The sequence below is a fragment of the Roseovarius tolerans genome, assembly GCF_028885395.1.
Taxonomy (GTDB): Bacteria; Pseudomonadota; Alphaproteobacteria; order Rhodobacterales; family Rhodobacteraceae; genus Roseovarius; species Roseovarius tolerans.
Map to the genome: position 1 here is coordinate 560,904 of NZ_CP118494.1, position 19,545 is coordinate 580,448.

20 protein-coding genes and 1 tRNA gene are annotated in these 19,545 nt (G+C 62.1%); 9 read left to right on the plus strand and 12 right to left on the minus strand.

What is annotated here, in order from left to right; translation table 11 throughout:
* Positions 1-51 precede the first annotated feature (51 nt).
* Entirely contained in the window at positions 52-1,494 is a 1,443-nt protein-coding gene (locus PVU19_RS02665; RefSeq protein ID WP_235575839.1) for an MmgE/PrpD family protein, read from the plus strand.
* Positions 1,491-2,462, plus strand: coding sequence for a D-2-hydroxyacid dehydrogenase (locus PVU19_RS02670; protein WP_050663070.1), 972 nt, complete (start codon positions 1,491-1,493; stop codon positions 2,460-2,462). Before PVU19_RS02665 ends, PVU19_RS02670 begins: the two co-directional genes overlap by 4 nt.
* 85 nt (positions 2,463-2,547) lie before the next feature.
* Here PVU19_RS02670 and PVU19_RS02675 read toward each other — a convergent pair whose 3' ends face one another.
* The 4 genes from PVU19_RS02675 to PVU19_RS02690 all read right to left on the minus strand — a co-directional run bounded on the left by PVU19_RS02675 (position 2,548) and on the right by PVU19_RS02690 (position 5,334).
* On the minus strand, positions 2,548-3,663 hold the full coding sequence (locus tag PVU19_RS02675) for a site-specific DNA-methyltransferase (protein ID WP_050663069.1): 1,116 nt from the start codon (positions 3,661-3,663) through the stop codon (positions 2,548-2,550).
* A gap of 102 nt (positions 3,664-3,765) precedes the next feature.
* Entirely contained in the window at positions 3,766-4,386 is a 621-nt protein-coding gene (locus PVU19_RS02680) for a ribonuclease HII (protein WP_050663068.1), read from the minus strand.
* Positions 4,387-4,481: 95 nt separating this feature from the next.
* The gene (locus tag PVU19_RS02685) at positions 4,482-4,934 is read right to left on the minus strand and encodes a hypothetical protein (RefSeq protein WP_050663098.1); all 453 of its coding nucleotides are present in this window, start codon (positions 4,932-4,934) and stop codon (positions 4,482-4,484) included.
* Between the two features lie 22 nt (positions 4,935-4,956).
* A complete protein-coding gene (locus PVU19_RS02690) occupies positions 4,957-5,334 on the minus strand; it encodes a hypothetical protein (RefSeq protein WP_050663067.1) in 378 nt (125 codons plus the stop codon).
* Positions 5,335-5,529: 195 nt separating this feature from the next.
* On the opposite strand from PVU19_RS02690, the gene PVU19_RS02695 reads away from it, so the two are divergent.
* Together PVU19_RS02695 and PVU19_RS02700 are read left to right on the plus strand one after the other, a co-directional pair.
* Complete coding sequence (locus PVU19_RS02695) at positions 5,530-5,763, plus strand: hypothetical protein (protein WP_050663066.1); 234 nt, start codon at positions 5,530-5,532, stop codon at positions 5,761-5,763.
* Positions 5,764-5,788: 25 nt separating this feature from the next.
* The gene (locus tag PVU19_RS02700) at positions 5,789-6,493 is read left to right on the plus strand and encodes a winged helix-turn-helix domain-containing protein (RefSeq protein ID WP_050663065.1); all 705 of its coding nucleotides are present in this window, start codon (positions 5,789-5,791) and stop codon (positions 6,491-6,493) included.
* Here the strand turns inward: PVU19_RS02700 and PVU19_RS02705 are convergent, their stop codons facing one another.
* From PVU19_RS02705 to PVU19_RS02720, 4 genes are all read right to left on the minus strand, one after another.
* Positions 6,494-7,504, minus strand: coding sequence for a cytochrome d ubiquinol oxidase subunit II (locus PVU19_RS02705; RefSeq protein ID WP_050663064.1), 1,011 nt, complete (start codon positions 7,502-7,504; stop codon positions 6,494-6,496).
* Position 7,505: 1 nt separating this feature from the next.
* Positions 7,506-8,891 carry a cytochrome ubiquinol oxidase subunit I gene (locus tag PVU19_RS02710; RefSeq protein WP_050663063.1) on the minus strand — a complete coding sequence of 462 codons (1,386 nt, stop codon included), beginning with the start codon at positions 8,889-8,891 and terminating at the stop codon, positions 7,506-7,508.
* 684 nt (positions 8,892-9,575) lie between these two features.
* Entirely contained in the window at positions 9,576-11,480 is a 1,905-nt protein-coding gene (locus PVU19_RS02715; RefSeq protein ID WP_082237665.1) for a sensor histidine kinase, read from the minus strand.
* A 371-nt stretch (positions 11,481-11,851) separates the two neighbouring features.
* Positions 11,852-12,028: a hypothetical protein gene (locus tag PVU19_RS02720; RefSeq protein ID WP_235575837.1), complete on the minus strand. Its 177-nt coding sequence runs from the start codon at positions 12,026-12,028 to the stop codon at positions 11,852-11,854.
* Between the two features lie 152 nt (positions 12,029-12,180).
* Between PVU19_RS02720 and PVU19_RS02725 the strand changes: the two genes are divergently transcribed.
* A complete protein-coding gene (locus tag PVU19_RS02725) occupies positions 12,181-13,029 on the plus strand; it encodes a DUF4394 domain-containing protein (RefSeq protein WP_082237661.1) in 849 nt (282 codons plus the stop codon).
* Here PVU19_RS02725 and istB read toward each other — a convergent pair.
* Both istB and istA read right to left on the minus strand, forming a co-directional pair.
* Positions 12,993-13,757, minus strand: a complete 765-nt coding sequence (gene istB, locus PVU19_RS02730; RefSeq protein ID WP_274789796.1) for an IS21-like element helper ATPase IstB — start codon at positions 13,755-13,757, stop codon at positions 12,993-12,995. The two genes, PVU19_RS02725 and istB, sit on opposite strands and share 37 nt — an antisense overlap.
* Positions 13,754-15,250 carry an IS21 family transposase gene (gene istA, locus PVU19_RS02735; RefSeq protein ID WP_420833234.1) on the minus strand — a complete coding sequence of 499 codons (1,497 nt, stop codon included), beginning with the start codon at positions 15,248-15,250 and terminating at the stop codon, positions 13,754-13,756. The genes istB and istA overlap by 4 nt, the downstream gene beginning before the upstream one ends.
* Before the next feature lie 36 nt (positions 15,251-15,286).
* Here istA and PVU19_RS02740 point away from each other — a divergent pair, with 36 nt between their 5' ends.
* From PVU19_RS02740 to PVU19_RS02750, 3 genes are all read left to right on the plus strand, one after another.
* A complete protein-coding gene (locus PVU19_RS02740; RefSeq protein ID WP_274789879.1) occupies positions 15,287-15,574 on the plus strand; it encodes a DUF4394 domain-containing protein in 288 nt (95 codons plus the stop codon).
* A gap of 129 nt (positions 15,575-15,703) precedes the next feature.
* Positions 15,704-16,246, plus strand: coding sequence for a sigma-70 family RNA polymerase sigma factor (locus PVU19_RS02745; protein WP_050662970.1), 543 nt, complete (start codon positions 15,704-15,706; stop codon positions 16,244-16,246).
* Entirely contained in the window at positions 16,243-16,947 is a 705-nt protein-coding gene (locus PVU19_RS02750; protein WP_050662969.1) for an anti-sigma factor, read from the plus strand. Before PVU19_RS02745 ends, PVU19_RS02750 begins: the two co-directional genes overlap by 4 nt.
* Before the next feature lie 389 nt (positions 16,948-17,336).
* On the opposite strand, the gene PVU19_RS02755 is transcribed toward PVU19_RS02750, so the two are convergent.
* Together PVU19_RS02755 and PVU19_RS02760 are read right to left on the minus strand one after the other, a co-directional pair.
* Positions 17,337-17,864, minus strand: a complete 528-nt coding sequence (locus PVU19_RS02755; RefSeq protein ID WP_152911642.1) for a PEP-CTERM sorting domain-containing protein — start codon at positions 17,862-17,864, stop codon at positions 17,337-17,339.
* 369 nt (positions 17,865-18,233) lie between these two features.
* Positions 18,234-18,310, minus strand: a tRNA-Arg gene (locus PVU19_RS02760).
* 153 nt (positions 18,311-18,463) lie between these two features.
* Between PVU19_RS02760 and PVU19_RS02765 the strand changes: the two genes are divergently transcribed.
* Positions 18,464-19,489: a LacI family DNA-binding transcriptional regulator gene (locus PVU19_RS02765; RefSeq protein ID WP_050662977.1), complete on the plus strand. Its 1,026-nt coding sequence runs from the start codon at positions 18,464-18,466 to the stop codon at positions 19,487-19,489.
* The last annotated feature ends 56 nt before the right edge of the window (positions 19,490-19,545 follow it).

Consider the following 19,545-nt stretch of genomic DNA (forward strand, 5'->3'; position numbering starts at 1 on the left):
AGACGTAACAGTCACGTTGGGCCCTCGCAAGGGGTGAAAGCGGGACAGGATATGTCGCAAACCGTCTGCAAGGCACCACCGTCCTGCGTCACGATGGATCATGGCCAGATCCTGAAAGGCGCGATCATGTTCTATGCCGCCAATCCCCGACAGTTCGACCCGATCGCGCGGTTCGCGCTCGATCCCGGCTTGGCCGTGCCCGAGGTGGTGCTGTTTCAGACAGCGGCCCTGCTGATTGACACGCTGGGGGTTGCGGCAGGGGCGGCGGCGCTCGATGTGGGGCGGATCGCGCGCGAGTTCGCCTGCGATTTTCATGGCGCGGCGCGCGAGGAGCACCGTGCGACCCTGCTCTTTGACGGGCGGCGCTGTGCGATGCCGGGGGCGGCCTGGGCGCTGGCGACGCAGATCGACAATCTCGACGCGCATGACGGGCTGAATGCCACCAAGGGGCATATCGGCTGCGCGTTGGTGCCTGCGCTTTTCGCCTTTGCCGAGCATCGTCCCAATCTGACCGGGCGGCAGGCGCTCACCGCACTGACCATGGGCTACGAGGTGGCAGCGCGCGCCGCTGTCGCGCTGCATGCCACGGCCTGCGATTACCACACCTCTGGCGCGTGGAACGCGCTGGGCGTGGCGGCGCTGGGGGCGCATTTGCGAGGGGATACGGCAGAGGTGCTGCGCCACGCGCTGGGCATCGCCGAATATCATGGGCCGCGCAGCCAGATGATGCGCGAGATCGCCAGCCCCACGATGCTGCATGACGGCTCTGGCATGGGGGCGTTGGTCGGGATTTCGTCTCTGTTACAGGCTGAACGCGGGTTCACCGGCGCGCCTGCGATCACCGTCGAGGGGTCGGAGGTGGCGCATGTCTGGGCCGATTTGGGCTGCGACTGGACGGTGATGCGCAATTATATCAAACCTTATCCGATCTGCCGCTGGGCGCATGGGGCGCTCGAATGCCTGCGGGTGCTGGTCGCGGAGGAGGGCGTAAAACCGGATCAGATCGACGCGCTGGAGGTCGCGACCTTCGCGCAATCCGCCGCGCTTTTCCCGGGGATGCCCGAGACGACGAGCGAGGCGCAGTATTCGCTCGGTTTCGCGTTGGCGGCGTATCTTGTGCATGGCCGCCTCGGACCGGCGGAGATTACTGGCGACGCGCTGCACGACCCGCGCGTGGCGGCGATGCACGCGCGCATCACCGTGCGCGAGGAGCCGCGCCATTCCGTGCGGTTCCCCGAGGGGCGGTGGTCTGATGTGACGGTCCGACTTAAGGATGGGCGCGAAGTCCACTCGGGCGATCGCAACGCGCGCGGCGGACCCGAGGCGCCGATGCCCGAGGCCGATATTCGCGCCAAGCTGTCGGTGATGGCCGGGGGCGCGCTGACAGAGGCGCGGATCGACGCGCTTTGGAGCATGCGCCGCCGATTGCTTGACCAAGGCACCGAATTCTCGCAGCTTGCGAGCCTCGTCACCCCCGAACCGGACCGACCATGACTGACGCCCCGCGCATCCTCATCCATACCAGCGACCCCGCGCCGATGCTGGCGCGGCTGGCCGAGGTCGCGCCGGAGATCGAGGCGCGCGGGCATGACAGCTATGACGGTCTTGATCCGGTGCTGGCGGAGTTTCGGCCCGATGTCGCCTATTCCGTCGCCTTCCAGGGGCGCGTGGGCTATCCGCGCGCGGCGCTGCTTGGCGCGCACGGGCCGCAATGGATCGCGGTGGGCGGGGCCGGGGTGGATCATCTGACGCCGTGGGATGCCGGGGCGGTGACGGTCAGCAACGCCGCCGGGGTCGCGGCCGCGATGATTGCCGAATATGTCTTTGGCGCGGTGCTGCATTTCACGCTCGATATTGAAGGGATGGCCGCCGACCGCGCGGAACGGCACTGGGAACGCTCTAGGCTGATGACGCCGCTCAAGGGCAAGACCATTCTGATCGTCGGGCTGGGCCATACCGGTCAGGCGGTCGCAGAACGGGCCAAGGCGTTTGGCCTGCGGGTGATCGGCACCCGTGCCCGACCACAGGCGATGGAGAACGTGGACGCGGTGCACAGCCCCGATGCGCTGCCGGGGCTTTGGGGCAAGGCGGATATCGTTGTGCTGTCTGTGCCGCTCTTGCCCGGAACGCGGGGCCTTGTGAACTCTCGCGCCCTGATGGCGATGAAGCGGGACGCGATCCTTGTCGATGTTTCGCGCGGCGGGGTGCTGGATGGCGCGGCGCTGGTCAATGCGATGCGCATGGGGCACCTGAGGGGCGCCGCGCTCGACGTGTTCGAGACCGAGCCGCTGCCCGGCGATCATCCGCTCTGGGGCCTCGACCGGGTGATCCTGTCGCCGCATTGCTCGGCGGTCTACGACGGTTGGGCGATGCAGTCCTTTGCGCTTTTCCTCGATAACCTCGAGCGTTGGCGCAAAGGCGAAGCCCTGTTCAATATCGTTGATCCGGATCGCGGGTACTGACACGAAAAAGGCCCCGCCATGAGGGCGGGGCAGGTCAGTGGTGCCCGATCAAGTCAGGCCTCGGGCACCGGCGGTGACCGTGTGATCAGTTGGGCCGTTCTTCCATCTCCGAGCGGATCTGCTGGCGCAGCACGTCGATGGGCACGGTCTTGCCCTCGCGGCGAAAGCACCAATAGGTCCAGCCATTGCAGGAGGGTGCGCCTTCGAGATGCGCGCCGACCTGATGGATCGAGCCCTTGACATCGCCGCCGATGAGCGTGCCATCGGCGCGCACCTTGGCCTTGTGGCGCTTGTTCATGGAATAGAGTTCCTCGCCCGGGCGCAGCATGCCCCGCTCGATGAGCGTGCCGAAAGGCACACGCGGCTCGGCGCGTTTGGAGGTCGAGACCTGAAGCGCGTCGCGGTCGTATTTGCGGATATTGGCGAGCCGCTTTTCAGCCACCTTGCGATAGGCGGCTTCGCGCTCGATCCCGATGTAATCGCGGCCCAGCATCTTGGCCACGGCCCCGGTCGTGCCGGTGCCGAAGAACGGGTCAAGCACCACGTCGCCGGGATTGGTCGATCCCACCAAGACCCGGTGCAGCAGGCTCTCGGGTTTTTGCGTCGGGTGCGCCTTGTCGCCGTTGTCATCCTTCAGGCGTTCATGCCCGGTGCATATGGGCAGCACCCAGTCGGACCGCATCTGGATGCCGTCATTGAGCGATTTCAGGGCTTCGTAGTTGAAGGTGTATTTCGCGCCTTCTTCCTTGCTGGCCCAGATCATCGTCTCATGCGCATTGGTCAGGCGCTTGCCGCGAAAATTCGGCATTGGGTTGGATTTGCGCCAGACCACATCGTTGAGCACCCAGAACCCCGCATCCTGCAACGCGGCGCCCACGCGAAAGATGTTGTGATACGAGCCGATGACCCAGATCGCCCCATTGGGTTTCAGGATACGCCGCGCCGCCGCCAGCCAGTCATGCGTGAACCGGTCATAGGCGGCAAAGCTGGCGAACTGGTCCCAGGCGTCATCGACGGCATCGACCTGGCTGTTGTCGGGCCGGTGCAGATCGCCGCGCAGTTGCAGATTATAGGGCGGGTCGGCGAAGATCAGGTCGACGCTGGCCTCGGGCAGGCCATTCATCACCTCGATGCAATCACCGTCCAGAATCGTGTTGAGAGGGAGCGCAGGCGCGCTCTTTTTCTTGGTCATCGTTTTCATCTTCTGCCTCTGTGCCGGCGCTGATGCGCTCTGGTGTTATTGAGGTCAAAGATGAGTCAAACCCGATTCGCCGTCAATTTCTTTTTTGAATCAGTGGGTTAGTTATTTATCTTGATACAAGATATTGTGGACCGGTTTGAAGGAACGTCTATGGTGTGGGGTCACACCGAGATTTAGAAGTGCGTCCTTGTGGCTTTTGGACGGGTAGCCCGCGTTACGCTCCCAGCCGTAGCCGGGGAACTGTTGCGCCAAATCCCGCATCAGCTGATCGCGCCTTGTTTTCGCCACAATCGAGGCCGCCGCAATCGACAATGACGCGGCATCCCCCTTGATGATCGCACGCGCCGGAAGGGTCAGGCCGCGCGGGATCAGATTGCCGTCGATGAGCGCCATGTCAGGGGCGACATCGAGCCCTGCAATCGCCCGCTCCATCGCCAGATGGGATGCGCGCAGGACGTTGATCTCGTCGATTTCCGCGACCGTCGCATGCGCAACCGAGACCTGTGCGCAATCCATCAGCGCGGCACAGAGCGCCTCGCGGCGTTTTGCGCTCAGCACCTTGGAATCGTTCAGACCCTCGGGAATGCGCGCGGGGTCGAGGATCACGGCGGCGGCGGTCACTGGCCCGGCAATCGGGCCGCGCCCAACCTCGTCCACCCCGGCAATGCGAGAGAAACCCGCCGCGCGGGCCTCGGTTTCATGAAAGAGATCGGGGCCGGTCATGGTCAGGTGAGATCGCATGTCGGCCCATGAATGCAAAGAGTTAAAAAGCAAAGGGAAGAGGCGCGCCCCTTCCCTTTACCGGCCTGCTCGATGGTTCAGTAATAGCCGTATTGGTTCAGACAGCGGTCACGGTAGATGGTGCGGTGATGCCCGCCCACCCGCACGGCGCAGGCCGACGGCAGTGCGGCATGGCCATAATTGTAGCCGCGCAGGCACCGCCCGGAATAGCCCGAGCGATGGCCGTTATAGACCCGGCATTTACCGGGCAGGTTGACCCGTTTGGCATGACCATAGCCCTTGTCATGGCCGCGCCTGTGACCGCGCCCCGCATGGTGACCGTCATTGTGCCCGCGAGAGACATGGCCGCGCCCGTGCCGATCATTGTCATTGTTGTCATTCGCAATGGCCGCGCCGATCAGCCCGCCCACGATCAGCCCGCCGAGAAGGTTGGCATTGTCGCTGCGGTCCCGGGCGAGCGCGGGGTCGGCAAACCCCGTGCCGAGGCTCAGCGTGGCGGCGGTCAGGATGGTCGTGATCCCGGTGAACATCATACTCTCCTTTCAGCTTGCCTTATTTACCGTAGCGATCGCGGCGAAAGTCGGAGCCGTACTGACGGTTCCGTTGCCCCGTGTAATGGCGGGTCCCGTAATGGCCACGACGAAAGGCGTTGGGATGACCGCGCTGCACGCGGTAACGTGGTGCCGCGCGATACCCGTTATGGCGGCGCGGGGCATAGCCATGGCTCTTGTGACCATACCCGCGCGAGACGTGATCGCGCCGGTCGTTGCGCTTGTTGTCGGCGATGGCCGCCCCCACGATGGCAAGGGCGGCGACCCCTGCGATGATGGCGGCGGCTTCGCCCCGGTCGCGGGCTTCGACGGGCGAGGCGGCAAGGCTGGTGACGGTCATGGCCGAGCCGATGATGAAGGCGATAAACTTGCGGTGCATGATCTTTCCTTTCAGATGGGTGGACGGTGTGTCCCTGGCGTGCGGCCTGCACGACCGTCCGCGATGCACTGAAGGTGGGCCAAGCCTGCCAAGACACGCAATATCGGCCCCATGATATCAGATATCAGGCTCTTTCCGGGTCATTTCGGGTCACGGGATATTGAATAGCCGCGGGGTTCGGCGCATCTTGCCGACATGACACAGATCACACGCCTCACCATTGCCGCCCTTGGCCTGTCTCTTTTGGCCGGGGCCGCGCATGCCGCCTGTCAGGTGGAATACAAGGCCAAGCGCGACAAGCCGCTTGAGCTTTACTATGATGTGACCACGGTCAATGCGCCGTGCTCACAGGCCGAGGCCGCGCTGCGCTCGCAGCTGTCTGCGCGCGGGCTGACCCTGCTCAAGGTGTTGTCGAAGAAGGAAAAGTGATGGTCAGTGACGCGAGGACACGCCGATGCGCGGAATAGAGGCCACGGCGGCGGATGCGCGCCGCGCGGGCAACCGGGTGGTGATCATCGGCGTGGTCGCGATCGTGGCGATCCTGACGGTCGCGGCCATCTTCCTGTTTCTCAGCCTGCCCGACGCCAATGCCTTCAATGCGCGGGTCGAGCGGATCTTCGTCGAGAACGATGCGCTGACCGGCGAGGGCGAGATCAAGCTGCTGGAAATCCTCGCGCTCTCGGGCACGGCGTTCTCGGAAACACTTGTCAGTTACCGGATGGTCATCTTCGTCCTGCTGGTCTTTGCCACCGCCCTGCTTGTGGCCGCATTGGTCTTTCTGGTGATGCTGATCACCCTCAATCGCCGGATGGCACAGATCGAGCGGTCGGGCATTCAGGTCAGTTCCCTCTTGATCAGCCGTGATGAGAAGACCGTCTATCTCAACAACATGGGGTTCAAGCTGACCGATGCCGCGATGGAGACGCTCAGCGTTCTCGCCGAGGCGCGGCTCGATGACGATGTGCTGACCGGTGCGGAGATCGAGGCGGTTATCTCGGGCCGCAAGACCGAGGATTGCGAGGAGGCGGCAGGCGCCACCCGGATCAAGCGCCTGCGCGACACCCTCGGCAATCAGCTGGTGAGCGAATTGCTGGTCAAGAATATCGCGCGGCGCGGTTACATGCTTGCCATCGACAAGGACGTGATCCGGGTGCTCTGATCACTCGTAGCTGAGCGCCGTCGCCTTGCCCCGGAACACCCGGTACGAGAGCGCGGTGTACCCCAGGATCATCGGCAGCACGAAGAGCGTGCCGATGAGGATGATGAACAGGCTCTCGGGCGCGCTCGCCGCCTCGTAGATGGTCAGTTTCTCGGGCACCACATAAGGGTAAAAGCTGTAGGCCATGCCGCAGAACGCCAGCGCGAATAGCGCGATGCTGACAGCGAACGGAAACCACGCGAAACTGTCGTCCCGTGTGGGCAGCCGCCGCAACGCGATCCACAAAAGGGCCACCAGCGCCGCCGAGATAATCGGCAGCGGTGCCAGAAACAGCGCCTCGGGCATCGCGAACCATTTGTCAAAGATGCGCGGGCTGACGAGGGGCGAGGCGAGCGACACCGCGCCAAGGCCGAGGATCAGCCCCCAGATACCGCCCTTGGCCCAGCCGACCGCCTTGCGCTGCAACGCGCCTTCGGTCTTGAGGATCAGCCACGCCGCCCCGATGAAGCTGTAGCCCACCGTCAGAAACACCGCCGTCAGCGCGGCAAAGGCCCATGTCGCGGGGCGTTGTTCCAGGCCCATGATATACATGCCCAGCATGTAGCCTTGTGACAGTGCCGTCATCATGCTGCCCGCGTAGAACGACAGGTTCCAAAGACCCTTGCGCGCGGGTGGGGCCTTGGCCCGGAACTCGAACGCCACACCGCGCAGGATGAGGCCGATCAGCATGATCGCCACCGGCAGGTAAAGCGCCGTCAGGATCGCGCCATGCGCCGCCGGAAAGGCCACCAGCAGGATGCCGATGGCAAGCACCAGCCATGTCTCGTTGGCGTCCCAGAACGGCCCGATAGAGGCAACCATGCGGTCCTTTTCCGCTGGCTCCGCGAACGGGAACAGCACGCCGACGCCAAGGTCAAACCCGTCGAGCACCACGTAGATCAGGATCGACAGGCCCATGAGTGCGGCAAAGGTGAGCGGCAGCCAGGTTGCGGGGTCTCCGAAATAGGTCATGTCATTCTCCGGGAACATGCGCGGCCATCGGCTGTCCGCGCGGAGTGGTGGTTTCGGGCCTGTCCCCGTGCGCCGCCTTGCGCGCGAGGTAGAGGATCGCGCCGATATAGGCGATCAGCAGCGCCGCATAGACCGTGAGATAGGCGATGAGCGTGGTGGCAACCATCGGCGCGGGCACGGCAGCCACCGCCTGTTCGGTGTTCAGCACGCCGGTCACAAGCCAGGGCTGACGCCCGATTTCGGTGGTGTACCAGCCCGCCAGCGTGGCGACCCAGCCCGACAGCGCCATCGGCACCATCGCCCAGAGGACCGGGCGCGGCAGCCCCTCGACCCCGGCGCGGCGGCGCGTCATCAGGATCGCCGCCCCCCAGCTTAGGAACAGCATCGCAAAGCCGGTGCCGACCATCACCCGGAAGCTGTAAAAGACCGGCGCGACAGGCGGATGCATGACGTTGCCATCCTCACCGACGAAATCGTTGAGCCCGGGCACAACGCCCGCCGCGTGATGCTTGAGGATCAGCGACGCGCCGTTCGGAATGCCCACCTCGAACCGGTTCTCGCGCGCGTCCTCGTCCGGCACGGCGAAAAGCAGCAGCGGCACGTTGCCCCGCGTTTCCCAGTTGCCTTCCATCGCGGCCACCTTGGCGGGTTGATGCTCCAGCGTGTTGAGCCCGTGAAAATCGCCCGCGAGGATTTGTAGCGGGATAAGCGCCGCACCAACGAAAACACCGGTGCGCAGCGTCGCGCGTACCGCGTCAGAGCGATCCCCCCAGAGCCAGCGCAGCGCCGAGACACCCGCGATCAGGAAGGCCACGGTCAGCCCGCTCGCCAACAGCATATGGGTCAGCCGGTAGGGCATCGAGGGGTTGAAGATGATCGCCATCCAGTCGGTTGCATGTGCCACGCCGTCGCGCATCTCAAAGCCCACGGGCGTGTGCATCCAGCTGTTGAGCACGAGAATCCAGAAGGCCGACATCGTGGTGCCGAAGGCCACGAGGAACGTCGCCAGCGTGTGCATCCACACCGGCACGCGCGACGCCCCAAAGAGCATGATCCCGAGGAAAACGGCCTCCAGAAAGAACGCCGTCAGAACCTCATAGGCCAGAAGTGGCCCCGCGATATTGCCCACGGCTTCCATGAACCCGGGCCAGTTGGTGCCGAATTGAAACGACATGGTGATGCCCGACACCACGCCCATGCCGAAACTGAGCGCAAAGACCTTCACCCAGAAGCGATAGGCCTCCATCCACTTCTCATTGCCGGTCCGCTGCCACGCCAGCTTGAACGCCAGCAGCATCCAGCCCAGCGCGATGGTGATCGTGGGAAACAGGATATGGAACGAGATATTCGCCCCGAATTGAATACGCGACAACAGCAGCGTGTCCATGACGTGACCTCCGGTATGGGTTACATCTTAACATAGATTTGAAACCGATGATTTCGCCCCCCTGCGACAGAGTGCTCAGGGGTGTTCCGGGGGGCTGCTTCGGGCTAAACCATATGCTGCACGGCGATGTCGTCTGGCACCCATGGCACACGCGTTTTCGTTGGTGAGAACTGTGGCGGACGACGGCTGGGAGGCCAGAGCGTCGATTGTGTTAGAAACGAACCTCGGCTTGGCTTGGCCTCTAGCTGCCGTTAGACTTTGGCCCCCGCGCGGAATCAAGGCGTGCTTGCACGCCGCCGCGCGAGCGCCCGACCGCCCCCGAGGGCGGGCGCTTTTGCAACGTCACAATTCCGCGCAATCGTTGCAGTATTTGGCTGCCATAAAGTGCATTCCACAGAGGTTGAAGCGCCCACCCGCGGACGGTCGCCCGCGCGGCTCATCTCATTGAAGGCAAAGGCCCGCTCAAGGCCAATGGTCAACCGTGATCCCGACTTTCACCAAGAGCAACTTTGTCCGCGCGGTAGCCACTCGATCACAGAGTGCTGATCGTCCGTTCCATTCATAACCTCGGGTTGCAACAACACTGTGGGAGGTGCTTTTGAAACGTTGCTTGCCGCGCTCACAGGCAAGCACTGGTCGATGCGCCTTGGTGTGTTTGCGACCCGCCTGCCGACTTCGCAGCCGTCATACCGGATCGGTGCGGGGCAGGTGGATGCGAAAGCAACTGCCCTCGTCGGGGGTGGAGGTGACGCTCAACTGTCCGCCCGCGCGGGTGATCAGGGTCTGGCTGATCGACAGGCCGAGGCCGGTGCCCTCGGCCTGCTTGGTGGTGTAGAATGGATCGAAAATACGCTTGCGCACCTCCGGCGTGATGCCGTGGCCGGTATCCTCGACATGGATCGCCACGCCGTCCCCCTCGTCAAACACCCGGATCGTCAGCGTGCCGCCCCCGGCCATCGCATGCACCGCGTTGAGGATCAGGTTGACGATCACCTGCTGCAACTCGGTGCGCGCCATCAGCACCGTGCGGGTGCTCTTCAAATGCAGCTTGACCGTCACACCCGCCGCCTCGATCTGGTGCCGCGTCAGCACGAGACAATCGCGCGCCACCTCGGCGGGCTGGATCGTGCTGCTGGCACCGGAATATTCCTCTGGCTTGGCGAATTGCAGCAGTTTCGAGACGATGGCGCTGATCCGGTAGACCTGATCGTCGATCAGGTCGAACTCGGTCTTCACGGCATCGGCCTCGTGCCTGAGCGTCGCCCGGGCGACCTCCAGATTGCCCTGAATGACGGCGATGGGATTGTTGATCTCATGCGCCACGCTGGCGGTAATCTCGCCCACGGCCGCCAGTTTTTCAGACATGATCAGGCGTTCAGTGGTCTTTTCCAGTTTGCGATTGGCATCGCGCAGATCGCGGGTGCGGGCCTCGACCTTGTGCTCCAGGCTCTCGCCCCACTCTCGCAGCTGGCGGTCGCGTTCCTGTATCTGGTCCAGCAAATCGTCGAGATGCGCCGCGACCTGCGCAATTTCGCCGGTGTCCGCCGTGGGGCGGTTGCGCGCGTTCAGGTCACCGGCCTCCACTGGCGCGATGGTCTGGGTCATGCGTTCCAGCGGGCCAAAGATATGTCCGGCCCATCGCAGGAAGATCGGCACCGACAGAATCGCGATCAGCACGAACAGCGCGGCGAGGATGACGATGGTGTTGGTCTTGGCGGCCTGAAAGGGCGTCTCGAGAAAGCCGACATAGAGCATGCCGACCCGCGTGCCACGGCTGTCCAAGATGGGCTCATAGGCCGAGATGTACCAGTCATTGACCACGAAGGCCCGGTCGAGCCAGGTCTGCCCCTCGCTCAGCACCCGCGCCCGCACCTCGGCCGAGACCCGCGTGCCGAGCGCGCGCACGTTCTCGAAGAGGCGCACATTGGTCGAGACGCGCACATCCTCCAGAAAGAGGGTCGCGGTGCCCTGGCTGCCCTCGGGCAGGCTCTGATCGCGGTAGACCAGCGCATTGATCGTGTCGATGAAATCGAGATTGCGGTTGAGCAGCATGCCCCCCACCAACGCGCCGGGCCGCCCGTCGGGCAGGGGGATCGGCGCGGCGGAATGGATGATCATGCCGCGATCCTCGACCGCGCGGTCGGTGGGCACGGCGGCGCGCGTCTCGACCAGCCGGATCGCCGCCTGCTCTGCCATGCCGGGCGCAAGCGCGTCCATCTGAGCGGGGGTCAGGATATCCACCGCGCTGCGCCACTGACCCTGCAAGGCACTGCGCACCACGGGCCAATCCGACGGGCCGAACCCGTCCTGCGCGGCCGTGCCATCGGTCAGGTAGAGAAAATCGAGCCCGAGTTTCTCGCGCTCCGCCTCCAGAAGTGCCGCCCGTGCCTGCGGTGTCTCCATCGCCGCGCGCAGGGCCACGGAGTTGGCGATGGCATCCAGCCGCTCGCCTGAATTCTCCAGCAGCCGTTTGAGGTATTGGTCGGCGATGGTGAGATCACCGTTGACCTTGGTGATCAGCAGATCGTCGATCCTGCCGGTCCAGCGCAGCGTGGTCCCGCCGAGCAAGAGCGGCAGCAGCACCAGCATCGGCAAGAGTGCGATCACCAGAAGACGGATGCGGACCGATCCGAAGAGCCGCACCAGAACTCCCGGTCCCCGCTCTGACGGTGCGTCCACGTTCCCGCCTTTCCTGTGCAAAACGTCCGTCCCTCCCCTGCGAGACCCATAATGCCCGATTGCCGCTGACACTCCAGAGGCTTTTCATATCGCTCATGTCACGTGATCTGGCGACCCCGGCAGGACTTTAGGAACAATTGCGGCTCGTTTTATGCAATGATTTTGGCCACTTGAAAAGTGCCTTGTCCGTGTGTGTTACTATTTGTGTCACCTTAAAACGCGATGACATGGTCTGACTGGCTTCCTGTCGGTGTTGTCGCTCCACCGGTGATACGACCTCATCAGTCACCATAGTCAATCGAAACGGATTTTTCGCCAAAGGGAACTGCAACGAGAAGGGTGGTTAGGAGACCCTCGCTGCTCTTTTCAACAGTTTCTGCTATGCGGACAAAGCACGCGTTCGCTGCGGCTCCGCCGAGGTCTGCTTCGACGAATTGGCGGTGCGAGAAACGGTCCATTTGGGCCCGGCCGGCGCTTTTGGGTCGGGCATCATCTCGTTGTAATTCTGAAAAAATAGATTGCGTTGAAACTATCCAGCGCTGCCTTTCGTTCCTGAGGTTAGAGCGTATCCAAGTAGGAGCGCACTGAGACCAACTTGAAAGGAAAAACGATGAAAACCCATGCTCTTGTGACATCTCTGATTGCCCTTACTGCGAGTCCCGCATTCGCTGACAGTCACGCGGCGGTCTCCGGCTACGTGCTTGCTGATGACGGCGCAACGCTGGTCGTTATGAGCAATGTAAACGCCCCCTCAGACGTGATGACCTATAGCCTGGACTCTCCGCTGAAAGCGATTGCCTGGCGTCCAGTGACCGGTGAACTGCTCGGCTATTCCGATGGCATGATCGCAACGATTGACCCAATGTCGGGCGAGATGACCGATCTGGGCGCTTCGTTCATGGAGGATGCAATGATCGGCGACGGCAAGATGGTCGCGTTTGACTTCAACAACAAGATCGACGCTGTCCGCGCTGTGACCTCGGCGGGCGATAACCTCGTCTATTTCCCCGAAGATTTCGGCGACAATGATGAACGCGCCGGTTCCGTGCGCCGGTTCACAGACCTCGCTTACGCCGACGGCGATTCGATGGCGGGAACGACACCGATGATCTTTGCCAATGCCTACACGAACGCCATCAATGGCAGGACCGCGAGCGCGACTTTCCAATACGCGCTGGATGCTGAAACCGACACACTGGTCAGCCTGGCCAACAATGCAGGGACACTGGAAACCATCGGCAAAATCACTGTTGATTGTCAACGCCGGAGTAAAATCCAGCCACAGGGCGGCGCAAAAACCGGCCACTTTGGGTTTGGGCGTAACGCGCGGCACGAGGCGGCGGCCAGTCAGCCGCGCTTCCCAAATAGCTGGCGGTTGACTGGCCGCTTTGGCCCGTCAGGGCCAAATCTGGATAGGCTGGATCAGGCGTTGTTGTTGGACTTGCGCGCGCGGCTTTGAGCGAGACGATAGCTCTCGCCGTTCATCTCGAGAATGTTGACGTGGTGCGTCAGCCTGTCGAGGAGCGCGCCGGTCAGGCGCTCGGTGCCGAAGGTTTCGGTCCATTCGTCGAACGGCAGGTTGCTGGTGATCAGCGTGGCACCACGCTCGTAGCGCTGCGAGATCAGCTCGAACAGCAGCTCGGCGCCGGTCTTGGAGAGCGGCACGAAGCCCAGCTCGTCGATGATGAGCAGCTTGACGCTGGCCAGTTGCTTTTGCAGGCGCAGCAGACGGCGCTCGTCGCGGGCCTCCATCAATTCATTGACCAGCGCTGCGGCGGTGGTGAAGCGGACGGGCAACCCCTTCTGGCAGGCCGCCAACCCGAGGCCCAGGGCGATGTGCGTCTTGCCGGTGCCGCTTGGCCCGAGGGCGATGGTGTTCTCGCGCCGCTCGATCCATCCGCAGCGGGCCAATTCCAACACCTGCATCTTGTTGAGCTTCGGGATCGCCTTGAAGTCGAAGCTGTCCAGGCTCTTGGCGGCCGGGAACTTCGCGGCCTTGATGCGACGCTCGATCATCCGCCGTTCGCGGTCGATCATTTCCATTTCGACGAGGCGCGCCAGGAACTGGACGTGATCCAGCCCTTCAGTGGCGCATTGACGTGCCTGCTTCTCGTATTCGCGCAGGAAGGTGGGCAGCTTCAGCGTCTTCAGGTGATGGTTGAGCAGGATCTGCGGAGCCTCCGTCATCCCGTCGCCTCTGTCATCAGGGTCATGTAGCTGGCAGCCGAGGTCGTCCCAACATCGGCACGCGGCAGGTAGGGATAGCTGGCCAAGTCAAGCTTGGGCGGGCGCTTCTCGATCCGACAGAGCAGAATGTGCTTGACCGCATCGAAGCCCGTCGCGCGCAGGCGCAGGGCCTCCTTGACCGCGCCATGCAGGTCGTCGAGGCCGAATGTCTCCAGCAGTCTCAGGACTTGCACATACTCACGCCGTCCCATCTTCAGCATGTGTGCCTCCATGAGGCGGCGCAGGGTCTGGAACTCTTCGGGCAGATCCCACGCTGCCAAGGGCGCAGCCTGATCCAGGGCATTGATCTTGCGTTCGATCAGCGGGAGATAATGAATCGGATCGAAGACCACATCCTCGCGCGCGTAACACCGCGGATGCCGGGCGATCACGTCTCCACGGCAGCCGATCACGACCTGATCGACATAGCCGCGCACCCAGACATTCTGATGACCATAGGCGACGGGAACCGAGTAATCGTTGGTCTCGTAGCGCACGAGCGATTGCGAACTGACCTGGCCGCTGGCTTGCGCGCAAGCCTCGAATGGAGCCCCGGGCAGTGGCTTCATCGCCGCCAGATCGCGCTGCAGCCGTTCGCCAATCGTTTCCTTATGGCCACGCAGGATCTCGTTCTGGCGATTGCGGCACTGGGCCTCCAGATCCGCGTTGAACGCGTCCCAGCTGGCAAAACGCGGGACCGGCACCATGAAGTTCCGGCGGGCGTAACCAACGATGCCCTCGACTTTACCCTTGTCGTTTCCCTTGCCCGGCCGCCCGTAGCGGTCATGGAACAGGTAATGCGACTGCAGGGCACTGAACAGCGTGGCGCGCTGGCGCGTCCCGTCGGCCAGGATCTTCGAGACCAGGCAACGATCGTTGTCATAAAGGATGGAGTGCGGGACGCCGCTGAAGAAGGCAAAGGCGTGGACGTGGCCATCCATCCACGCCTCCGCCGTCGCCGCGGGATAGGCCCGCACAAAGCAGGCGTCGCTGTGCGGCAAATCCAAGACGAAGAAATGGGCCTTCTGCTCGACGCCATCGATGATCACCATGGCTTCGCCGAAATCCGCCTGGGCATCCCCGGGCGGGTGGGCGAGCGGCACGAACATCTCACGTCCACGCCGCTCGCGGTCCCGGATATAGTCCTTGATGATCGTGTAGCCGCCGGTGAAACCGTGCTCCTCGCGCAACCGGTCATATACCCGCTTGGCGGTATGGCGCTGCTTGCGGTGGGTCTCACGATCCCCGTCCAGCCACGCGTCGATAATCTCGGTGAACCCGTCCAGCTTCGGGCGCTTGATCGGCTTCTGGCGCCGGTAACCGGGCGGCGCTGAAAACGCCAGCATCTTGGCTACGCTGTCGCGCGAAACATTGAAATGACGCGCTGCTTCTCGCTGGCTCATGCCTTCGCCACACGCCAGGCGAACCTTCAAATACAAATCCACGGTATGCATCTCCACGCCCCCTCTTGCCGTCACAAGAAGAGCAAAATGGCCGGTTTTTACACCGCCCGCAGCAGGACTATCCCGCCGCTACCGTGGCCGAGTTTTGCACCGCCGTTCTCAGTTGATGGCGCGCCTGTTGATTTGGCACCAATGGGTGGCTTTGACATCGTCTCAGCCAAGGAAGGCGAGAACATGGGGCTTGCGATCCTGCAAATGGACGGCGCTGCATCGGCGGGACTCTATGAAATCGACCTTGAAACGGGTGCGGCCACGATGAAGGCCGATCTCGGAATGGGTGGCATAACGGGTTTTGCGGCGTCGCTTGGTATGTAACCCGTGACGGGTTAGCAGAGAGTTGTTGGTTTCCAGTGCAGGATGGTCCCGGCGGCAAGAGATTGCTGTTCGGGGCCATTTCTGTCAGGCAGATAAGAACAGAAGTTATTCGAGCTGCTCAAGACCCACATGACGGACCGCAAGAACATAGAAAACCTGATTGGCAAGATCGCCCTTGGCGACAGAGCTGCATTGGCCGCTCTCTATGATGCCACGAGCGGGAAACTTTTCAGCGTCTGCTTGCGTGTCTTGAAGAACAGGTCAGAAGCCGAGGATGCCCTACAAGACGTGTACCTTCGGATTTGGGCCAAAGCCGATCGATACGCGGTCACGGGTCACAGTCCGATGACATGGCTGATCACCGTTGCGCGAAACCTGGCGATTGATAAGCTGCGAGCCAAAAAGAGCGACTATGTGGCCCTCGACAGCGTTGGCGAGCTTGTCGAAAAGCGTCCGGGCCCCGAGGCTGCGAGCATCGCCGCGTCAGAGCAGCGTCGGATCAGCGCCTGTTTTGACGAATTGCCGCCAGATCGCGCCGATGCTGTCCGTGCCGCCTATCTTGATGGCGCGACCTACGAAGCGCTTGCGGACCGTTTTGAAGTGCCGCTGAACACGATGCGAACCTGGCTGCGCCGCAGCCTGATATCTTTGAAGGAGTGCCTTGCGCGATGAGTGACCAACAGGAGATACCGGAAGACGAGGCGCTTGCCGCCGAATACGTCTTGCGCCTGCTGGACGTGGACGCAGAACAGGCGTTTGAGGCGCGATTGAAAAACGAACCTGAATTGCGTGAACTTGTGCAGTTTTGGGAGGCCGAGTTCGCGGCTCTGGCCGTTGATGTGCCTGAAGAAGTTCCATCGCCTTCGATCCGCTCGAAGCTTCTTGCGGAATTGAGTGGTGGGCAAGCAAGCGCGAAACGCAGCTGGACATGGGGATGGCTGGCCTTCCCCGGGCTGGCCGCTGTTGCCGTTGCAGCATTTCTCGTCTTCAGTCCGATGCTGAGTGGCCCGGCATTCGATCCAACGCTCCATGCAACGTTGATCTCGGAAGATGGGGCGGTGCATATAGAAGCGGGCTACTCGCCGGACGGGAATTTGTTCAAAGTAATCCCCGAACAGGGCGAGCCAGCGACAGGCCGGGCTTTTGAGCTTTGGGTGATCGGTGCGGAGGCGCAAGCGCCCGTATCATTGGGCGTGATCCCGGCGGATCGGGAGAGCCTGTTCGAGATCACACCCGAAATTGCCGCCTTAATCGACGGCGGAACATTGGCTGTCTCGGACGAACCGGAAGGTGGATCGCCGACCGGCGCGCCAACTGGGGCCATTCTTGCAGTCGATGAATTCTTTGACGCAGATCTATTTCGCTCCGGTTGAAACCCTTACAGGCATCACGCCGTGGCCCCCTCATATCCGCAAAAAATTACGGACAACAATTAGAGGAACTCAACATGACATTCAAAACCAAACTTGCCACAGCCGTACCAGGTGTTGCTTGCACGACCGGTCTTTGACAAAAACCACTTGTCACAACCTGTGTGCCTAGAACCGTCGTCCTGACCTTCCAAAAGCCCAGGCCAGAACGCTCGCGCGCTTGCTACTTCGTAACCAGGAAGTCGACCAGTGAACGGCCTTCCGCGAGAGCTTCAAAGACGGTTAATATGGATCAGACGTCGGGACTCATTGTAAACGCCATTCAGAAATGTCGCTCGGATAGGATAACAAAGCAGAAGTGTCAGCCCAGGCGCTACGACGCTCTACGGTGATCAAGCCGCTTTGCGGTGCCGAAGCGCAAAGACGCCCAGACCCGCAAGACCAGCCAGCAGCATTGGGAAAGCTGTTGGCAGCGGGACAGGAGCTGAAACGGATTTCTCTACGTGCGATATCGAGCCCGAACCAGATGTGACCCTGAAATAGACAAACAAATTTTCCCACGTTTCTCGGGAATAGGAGATTGTGAAGGGCGAAGTGATCGAACCCAAGTTCTCTTTATCGAACCAACCTTCGCCGAAATTGTGGGAATAGTCTGAATATAGCGTATTCGTGGTATGGCTGTCGGGAAGGCATGTCCAGTAAATATTGTCACCACACCCATTGCCAGAAAATGCGTAGGTGACAGAGAACGAGCCGTTACGGCTGATTGGCTCCACTGCCAGATCAACGGAGTTCGCACCGTCAAATTCGAATACAGCCCAGTCGTTCTGATCCATATTCAGATCTTGGATCGTCGCGGCGGTCACAGGCGACATGTTTACGGCAGCGGCTAAAGCGACTGCAGAGATTGCTTTTAGCATTGCGGGTTAACCAAATCCTAAATTACAACAAGTGTTTGATCACTCGAGAGATGTCGAACGTGAAGGCGAGCGCACTTCAGTAGGTTCAACACGGGGTCAGGTAATGCGCGTGAAGCACTTTGTCTATACCTCCGAACCATGAAGACGTTGCGTCACTTTTTTCACAACCTGAGCGCCTAGAACGCTCCTTTTTGGCACAGGCTCAAACCACCCCTATGGATGCCGCCAAAAACCCCGTCCAAAACCCACCCAGTTGTTGAACGTTGTTGGCGGCCCTTCGGTAGCGGACATGTGTCACCTCTTGTGTCACGTCCTGAGGGCCTGAAAACACCTTATTCCATTGGTTTCAATGGAGTTTTCTGATTTTGTTGGCGGCCCCGGCAGGATTCGAACCTGCAACCTGCCCCTTAGGAGGGGGCTGCTCTATCCAGTTGAGCCACGGGGCCGCGCGGGGATTGATTACCGGGCGACGCGGGATTTGTCATCGGTCGATTTGCGGGACAGCGAAAATCCCGATACCGGTGTGATGCGCAGGCCGCTTGATCCGGCCTGCCTGTTCGCGGTAACAGTTGATCAAGCCCATTTTCTGGACAACGCCCGTGACAAATCAAGACAGACACCCCCTGACCCTGCGCGACGTGTCCGAGGCGGCGGGGGTTTCCGAGATGACCGTGAGCCGCGTGCTGCGCAACAAGGGCGATGTGTCGGACGGCACCCGGCAGCGGGTGCTGGAGGCCGCCAAGCGGTTGGGTTACGTACCCAACAAGATCGCGGGCGCGCTGGCCAGCCAGCGCGTGAACCTCGTGGCGGTGATCATCCCGTCGATGTCGAACATGGTCTTTCCCGAGGTGATGACCGGGATCAGCCAGGTGTTGGAAGAAACCAGCCTGCAACCGGTTGTCGGGCTGACCGGCTATCGCCCCGAGAAAGAGGAGAAGGTCCTTTACGAGATGCTCTCGTGGCGGCCCTCCGGCGTGATCATCGCGGGCATGGAGCATTCGGATGCCAGCCGGGCGATGCTGCGTGCAAGCGGTATACCGGTGGTCGAGATCATGGATGTGGACGGCACGCCAATCGACTCGGTTGTCGGGATTTCGCACCGCCGCGCCGGCCAGCAGATGGCGCAGGCGATCGTTCGCGCAGGCTATCGCCGGATCGGCTTCATGGGCACCAAGATGCCGCTCGATCACCGGGCGCGCAAACGTTTCGAGGGCTTCACCGAGGCGCTGGCCAAGGCCGGGATCGAGATGGCCGATCACGAGTTCTATTCCGGGGGCTCTGCGCTGCTCAAGGGGCGCGAGATGACCGCCGAGATGTTACGGCGCACGCCGGATCTGGATTTCCTCTATTATTCCAACGACATGATCGGTGCAGGCGGGTTGCTCTACCTGCTGGAGAAAGGCGTCGATATTCCCGGAGAGATCGGGCTGGCCGGGTTCAACGGGGTGGAGTTGTTGCAGGGCTTGCCGCGTGAGCTGGCCACCATGGATGCCTGCCGACTGGAGATCGGACGCCGCGCCGCCGAGATCATCGCCGCCCGCGCGGACCACCCCGAGGCCGCCGAGCCTGTGCGCATCGCGCTGGAACCCACGATCAGCCTGGGCGACACGCTGCGCCGCAGCTGAGCCGGTTTTTACGCCGCGCGCGTGTTTCCCTTTTGCATTTGCACCGCGAATCGCAA

Bases quoted from the DNA above. Each gene is read 5' to 3' on its own strand.
- PVU19_RS02665 (WP_235575839.1), top strand. From the start codon at position 52: ATGTCGCAAACCGTCTGCAAGGCACCACCGTCCTGCGTCACGATGGAT.
- PVU19_RS02670 (WP_050663070.1), top strand. From the start codon at position 1,491: ATGACTGACGCCCCGCGCATCCTCATCCATACCAGCGACCCCGCGCCG.
- PVU19_RS02675 (WP_050663069.1), bottom strand. From the start codon at position 3,663: ATGAAAACGATGACCAAGAAAAAGAGCGCGCCTGCGCTCCCTCTCAAC.
- PVU19_RS02680 (WP_050663068.1), bottom strand. From the start codon at position 4,386: ATGACCGGCCCCGATCTCTTTCATGAAACCGAGGCCCGCGCGGCGGGT.
- PVU19_RS02685 (WP_050663098.1), bottom strand. From the start codon at position 4,934: ATGTTCACCGGGATCACGACCATCCTGACCGCCGCCACGCTGAGCCTC.
- PVU19_RS02690 (WP_050663067.1), bottom strand. From the start codon at position 5,334: ATGCACCGCAAGTTTATCGCCTTCATCATCGGCTCGGCCATGACCGTC.
- PVU19_RS02695 (WP_050663066.1), top strand. From the start codon at position 5,530: ATGACACAGATCACACGCCTCACCATTGCCGCCCTTGGCCTGTCTCTT.
- PVU19_RS02700 (WP_050663065.1), top strand. From the start codon at position 5,789: ATGCGCGGAATAGAGGCCACGGCGGCGGATGCGCGCCGCGCGGGCAAC.
- PVU19_RS02705 (WP_050663064.1), bottom strand. From the start codon at position 7,504: ATGACCTATTTCGGAGACCCCGCAACCTGGCTGCCGCTCACCTTTGCC.
- PVU19_RS02710 (WP_050663063.1), bottom strand. From the start codon at position 8,891: ATGGACACGCTGCTGTTGTCGCGTATTCAATTCGGGGCGAATATCTCG.
- PVU19_RS02715 (WP_082237665.1), bottom strand. From the start codon at position 11,480: ATGCTGGTGCTGCTGCCGCTCTTGCTCGGCGGGACCACGCTGCGCTGG.
- PVU19_RS02720 (WP_235575837.1), bottom strand. From the start codon at position 12,028: ATGGACCGTTTCTCGCACCGCCAATTCGTCGAAGCAGACCTCGGCGGA.
- PVU19_RS02725 (WP_082237661.1), top strand. From the start codon at position 12,181: ATGAAAACCCATGCTCTTGTGACATCTCTGATTGCCCTTACTGCGAGT.
- istB (WP_274789796.1), bottom strand. From the start codon at position 13,757: ATGACGGAGGCTCCGCAGATCCTGCTCAACCATCACCTGAAGACGCTG.
- istA (WP_420833234.1), bottom strand. From the start codon at position 15,250: ATGCATACCGTGGATTTGTATTTGAAGGTTCGCCTGGCGTGTGGCGAA.
- PVU19_RS02740 (WP_274789879.1), top strand. From the start codon at position 15,287: ATGGCCGGTTTTTACACCGCCCGCAGCAGGACTATCCCGCCGCTACCG.
- PVU19_RS02745 (WP_050662970.1), top strand. From the start codon at position 15,704: ATGACGGACCGCAAGAACATAGAAAACCTGATTGGCAAGATCGCCCTT.
- PVU19_RS02750 (WP_050662969.1), top strand. From the start codon at position 16,243: ATGAGTGACCAACAGGAGATACCGGAAGACGAGGCGCTTGCCGCCGAA.
- PVU19_RS02755 (WP_152911642.1), bottom strand. From the start codon at position 17,864: ATGCTAAAAGCAATCTCTGCAGTCGCTTTAGCCGCTGCCGTAAACATG.